The sequence below is a fragment of the Nostoc sp. CHAB 5715 genome (assembly GCF_020829685.1).
Lineage (GTDB): Bacteria > Cyanobacteriota > Cyanobacteriia > Cyanobacteriales > Nostocaceae > Nostoc.
In genome coordinates, this window is record NZ_JAIVFR010000608.1 from 1 (window position 1) to 4,733 (window position 4,733).

3 protein-coding genes and 2 pseudogenes are annotated in these 4,733 nt (G+C 42.6%); 4 read left to right on the plus strand and 1 reads right to left on the minus strand.

All coding sequences use genetic code 11. The annotated features are described in order from the left end of the window. The 4 genes and pseudogenes from LC574_RS27205 to LC574_RS27220 all read left to right on the plus strand — a co-directional run. A pseudogene (locus tag LC574_RS27205) lies at window positions 1-126 on the plus strand (pentapeptide repeat-containing protein); the annotation flags it as partial. 398 nt (window positions 127-524) lie between these two features. Continuing rightward, window positions 525-1,199, plus strand: a complete 675-nt coding sequence (locus LC574_RS27210) for a VWA domain-containing protein (RefSeq protein WP_229456781.1) — start codon at window positions 525-527, stop codon at window positions 1,197-1,199. A gap of 50 nt (window positions 1,200-1,249) precedes the next feature. Continuing rightward, window positions 1,250-2,032: a PP2C family serine/threonine-protein phosphatase gene (locus LC574_RS27215; RefSeq protein WP_229456782.1), complete on the plus strand. Its 783-nt coding sequence runs from the start codon at window positions 1,250-1,252 to the stop codon at window positions 2,030-2,032. Window positions 2,033-2,089: 57 nt separating this feature from the next. Further along, window positions 2,090-3,415 (plus strand): annotated as a pseudogene (locus LC574_RS27220) (helix-hairpin-helix domain-containing protein); the annotation flags it as partial. 871 nt (window positions 3,416-4,286) lie between these two features. Here the strand turns inward: LC574_RS27220 and LC574_RS27225 are convergent. Beyond that, on the minus strand, window positions 4,287-4,733 hold a 447-nt coding region (locus tag LC574_RS27225), incomplete at its 5' end, for a hypothetical protein (protein WP_229456783.1).

Here is a 4,733-nt window from a genome sequence, read left to right on the forward strand (position 1 = left end):
CTGAGCGGCGCAAATCTGAGTGAAGCTAACTTGAGCAATGCCTTGCTGAATGTAGCAAGACTGAGTGGCGCAAATTTATGTAGCGCCATCTTAAATAACGCCAGTCTCAACGTCGCTAATTTGATTCCAAGTTTTTGCAGCTACACTGCTATACTTCTAGAGCTAATGAGCTTCATTATGGTTAATTACTTTTATATAAAAGAACGATTCTTCTACATAAAATCTTTAAAAAGTTATCTAGGAAAGTTTACGTATTTATTGTACTGTAGGGTTAACGGATATAATTTTTGGGTAGATACATTACAACAAGGAATGCTGCGTTTTGATAAACTCTTTTTTGCTAAACTAAGCTGTTCTTAAGTTCTTCCTAAATATGTAGAGAACTTCATGAAAAAAAATTGTTTAATAAAAATTAGAGCATCTACCACTGGATACTATATTCTGTAAGTCGCCTCGGCGACTGTAATTATATACTCTGAGAAAAGGGAAATAAGGCTTTGAACTTTAACATAACACAAAAAGTTATGGATGATACATTAAGACTTGATGAAGTAGTAGAATTTGCTGAGAACCCAGAACCACGTTGTCCTTGTGTACTCTTGCTAGACACATCTGGCTCGATGCAAGGAGACCCGATTGAGGCTTTAAATCAGGGTTTACTAAGTTTAAAGGATGAATTAGTCAAAAATTCCTTAGCCGCAAGACGGGTGGAAGTGGCGATCGTAACTTTTGATAGTAATATCAATGTAGTACAAGACTTTGTGACTGCCGATCAATTCAATCCGCCGATTTTAACAGCCCAAGGATTGACTACGATGGGTGCAGGAATTCATAAAGCTTTAGACATAATTCAAGAGCGGAAATCTCAGTATCGTGCTAATGGGATTGCTTACTATCGTCCTTGGGTATTCATGATTACCGATGGAGAACCACAAGGCGAGTTAGAGCATGTGGTAGAGCAAGCATCCCAGCGCCTACAGGGGGATGAAGCGAATAAGCGTGTAGCATTTTTTACAGTTGGGGTAGAAAATGCGAATATGACGCGTTTAAATCAAATAACTGTACGTACCCCTCTGAAGCTCAAAGGATTAAATTTTATTGAGATGTTTGTCTGGCTGTCAACTAGTATGTCGGCTGTTTCTCATTCTCAAGTAGATGAACAGGTAGCACTACCGCCGATTGGTTGGGGGACTGTTTAATTAAAAATTGCAGCTTGATGTTTACAACAGCTAGCTGCTGGAAAAAATCTATGAACATATCAAAACAGATTGCTCAATGGCGGATTGTGGCTGCGTCTGTATGTGGTACAAGTCACTTAAAAAACAATCAGTTATGTCAGGATGCTCATCACTGGCAGGTATTATCAGATAATGTTTTAGTGGCGGCCGCAGCAGATGGGGCGGGTTCTGCTAGCCTTGGGAAAGTGGGAGCGATGATTGCTGTGGAGACAGCAATAGAAAACATTTCCACTCTTAGACTCACCCGGAAAAGTTTGAGTGATGATGCTTATGTGCGATCGCTCTTAAATGATGCCATACTAGCCGCCAAAAAAGCTGTGGATGATGAGGCGGCTACTTGTGACAAACAGCCTCAAGATTTAGCAACTACCTTAATTGTGATGCTCGCCACACCAGAAGTTGTGGCTGTAATGCAAATAGGTGATGGTTTGGCAGTGGCAAAAGATAGCATGGGTAACCTTCTCGCACTTACCATACCCGACAGCGGTGAATACATCAACGAAACCACTTTTTTAACTTCTCCTACTGCCTTAGATACAGCGCAGATGAGAGTCTGGCGCACAGACATAGAAAATGTTGGCATCATCACTGATGGACTACAAATGCTGGCTTTGAATATGGTTGTTGGCGAACCTCACAAACCCTTCTTTTTTCCCCTGTTTGAATTTGTAGCTAATGCCGAGGATAAGACAGAAGCGAAGGAGCAGTTGGTAAAGTTTTTACGCTCAGAGCGGATTACGCAACGCACTGATGATGATTTGACACTCATTATAGCTGCATTCAACAACTCATAAGCAAAAAAAAATTTACAGGTTTCACATCTAAATAACTCCGTTAGCGGTAATTTCATTATGCAGGTACTACGTTGTTCCCCTAGAAAAGAAATCCTCAGTCTCAATGTCAGTTTGGGACGTGGCGGTGAGGCTTGTGTTTATGCAGTGCCATCCGATAACAACTTGGTGGCAAAGATTTACCACAAGCCAACGACTGCTCATGCTGATAAACTCCAGGCGATGCTTGCCAACCCGCCAGAAAACCCTACGGCGAGTTTAGGGCATATCTCTATCGCTTGGCCAGAGAATTTATTACGGGCGGCAGATGGCAAAAATATCATCCTGGGCTTTTTGATGCCACGGATTCAGGGGATGCGTCCAATCATCGACTTTTACAACCCCAGAACCCGTCGCCAACACTGCCCCCTATTCAACTATCAGTACCTGCTCCGCACGGCTCGTAACTTGGCGGCGGCTTTTGCAGCTTTACACGCTAGTGGATATTGCATTGGTGATGTAAACGAGTCAAATATCCTCGTCAGTGACACAGCACTGGTGACTTTGATAGACACAGACTCTTTCCAAGTACTCGACCCAAACAACAATGTTGTTTATCGCTGCCCAGTCGGTAAACCAGAGTTTACCCCACCAGAACTACAGAATAAAACTTTTGCCCAGCACGATCGCGAAATTTATCACGACTTATTTGGGTTAGCGGTGCTGGTATTTCAACTCTTAATGGAAGGCACTCACCCATTTTCGGGGATTTTTCAAGGTGCTATTGAGCCACCGCCCTATGAAGCCCGCATTGCATCGGGTCATTTCACTTACAGCCAAAAGCGCTACGTACCCTACCTTCCTACACCCATTGCACCCCCTTGGGAAATTTTGCATCCCAGCTTACAGGAACTATTTGTCCGTTGTTTTGAAGAAGGTCACAACAACCCACAGCTGCGCCCCAGTGCCCAGACTTGGCTATCAGCTATTGCTGAAGCCGAAGATTCCTTAATTACCTGCACGACAAATCCTCAGCATCGCTACAACAACCATATACATAGCTGTCCCTGGTGTGAACGTACCGTGCGATTAGGCGGACGCGACCCCTTTCCATCACATCGGGCTATAGAAGCTAGAGAACATCTCCAACCGCGAATCAAACGGAAAAAGCACTACACCCAGACACCGCATTTTCCACAGCGAACCTTGTCACCGCACTCAGCTAATTATTGGCAGCCAGTAATTACCCCAAGCGGTACATCTTATAAACCTTCTAAGAAGTCAAAGTTGTACCCGATTATTTGTTGCTTGCTGGGTTTTGGTTTATTGGGATATGCGGACGTAATGATTAAATTTACTCAGCCATTGGTTTACCAAAATGCTTACACTCAACAAACACTTATTTCTTCTAGAGTGTACTTGGAGCCAAATTTTTCTCGAAGTTCCCCTTCAAGTTTTGCCTGCTGAAGTTTTTGCCAGCCTTCAGGAGTAAGTATAACGCCACGATTCCGTTTTGGCTTGTGCCGATTCATAAATTATGAATACCTATTTTTTACAGCAAAAGCTTATGGACAGACCTTTAAAAGTAGTGATCCCCGTCAGTTTTGGCTCAAAGCTTAGTCATGCATGGAATCAGGGCTAACAATATCTAAAAAATTAGACCTGATGGCGCACTCGCCAAGCATGTACCTTTGGGACTGGGCACTTGTTTTTCCCTTTTCCCCCTTACCCTTTACCCCGCCAACTCACGAAAGCGAACTACTAGACAAGTATTGAAGTACTTCTATTTATCTATCAGCTTTTTTAGGTGGGCTTTTCTGCAAAATTTGGATTTTGTTACAAAACTTTAGATTAGTCAACTGTAAACTTTTGTAACAATAAAAACTACCAATTCTATATGAAGATGCATAGAAAGAACCCCACCGCCTGCGGCACCTCCCCAAAGCATCGGGGAGGTTGGGAGGGGTCAAAATAATGTGCAGCCTCACAGAGAATTGGTATAATCCTATATCAGTAAAAAATTGAAGAACTATGAAAATTGCAATATTTTAACCAACTTGCCTTAAATAATTTCTCTTATCTACTCCTACACCGGATCTCAAGGAATACTCAGTGCAATTCTAAAGTTTTCATATTTTTTTAATTCTTGGGGTAGAACTGGCGAAGCTGTCATGAAGTGCAAACTAAACCGTTTAGTTTAAAAACTGTTGGTGGAAGGATAAGATTGCCGTTAAAACGTGCTTATGCTTCCAAGGCATCAAAAAAGGATGCGATCGCTTTACGAAATAATGAGTATTACAACCTCCGTTGCGGCAATATTATGGGTTAACCGAAAAAAACTTAGCAAAACCATAGACATTTGTCTTTGAAAAAAGCCATTTATTGGGATATTATCAATCAACGCTCTTGCTGCGATTGCATGAAATACAGTCAGGCGATCGCCGCCATACAGTTGTGCAGATGCCTGAACGCCATCAATGAGTTCAATGTGATCGCCACCTTGACTCCCGTTGATCACAACTAGCTTGACTCCTTCATACTGATCCGGGTTAGGGTCTAAACCAATCACATCTATCCGCTCATCGCCCTTACTACCGGAGATATGCTTGACTGTGATGGTGTCATTAGATTCTGTCCCTTTACGATCAATCACCCCTTGTTGTCTTAACTGCTCCCGAAGTTTAGGATCTGGCTCCGGGTCTTCAACGTTGTAGTGCGGGTTACT

What these genes read in the sequence shown, in the direction of transcription:
- LC574_RS27210 (WP_229456781.1), top strand. Translation starts at nt 525, where the DNA reads ATGGATGATACATTAAGACTTGATGAAGTAGTAGAATTTGCTGAGAAC.
- LC574_RS27215 (WP_229456782.1), top strand. Translation starts at nt 1,250, where the DNA reads ATGAACATATCAAAACAGATTGCTCAATGGCGGATTGTGGCTGCGTCT.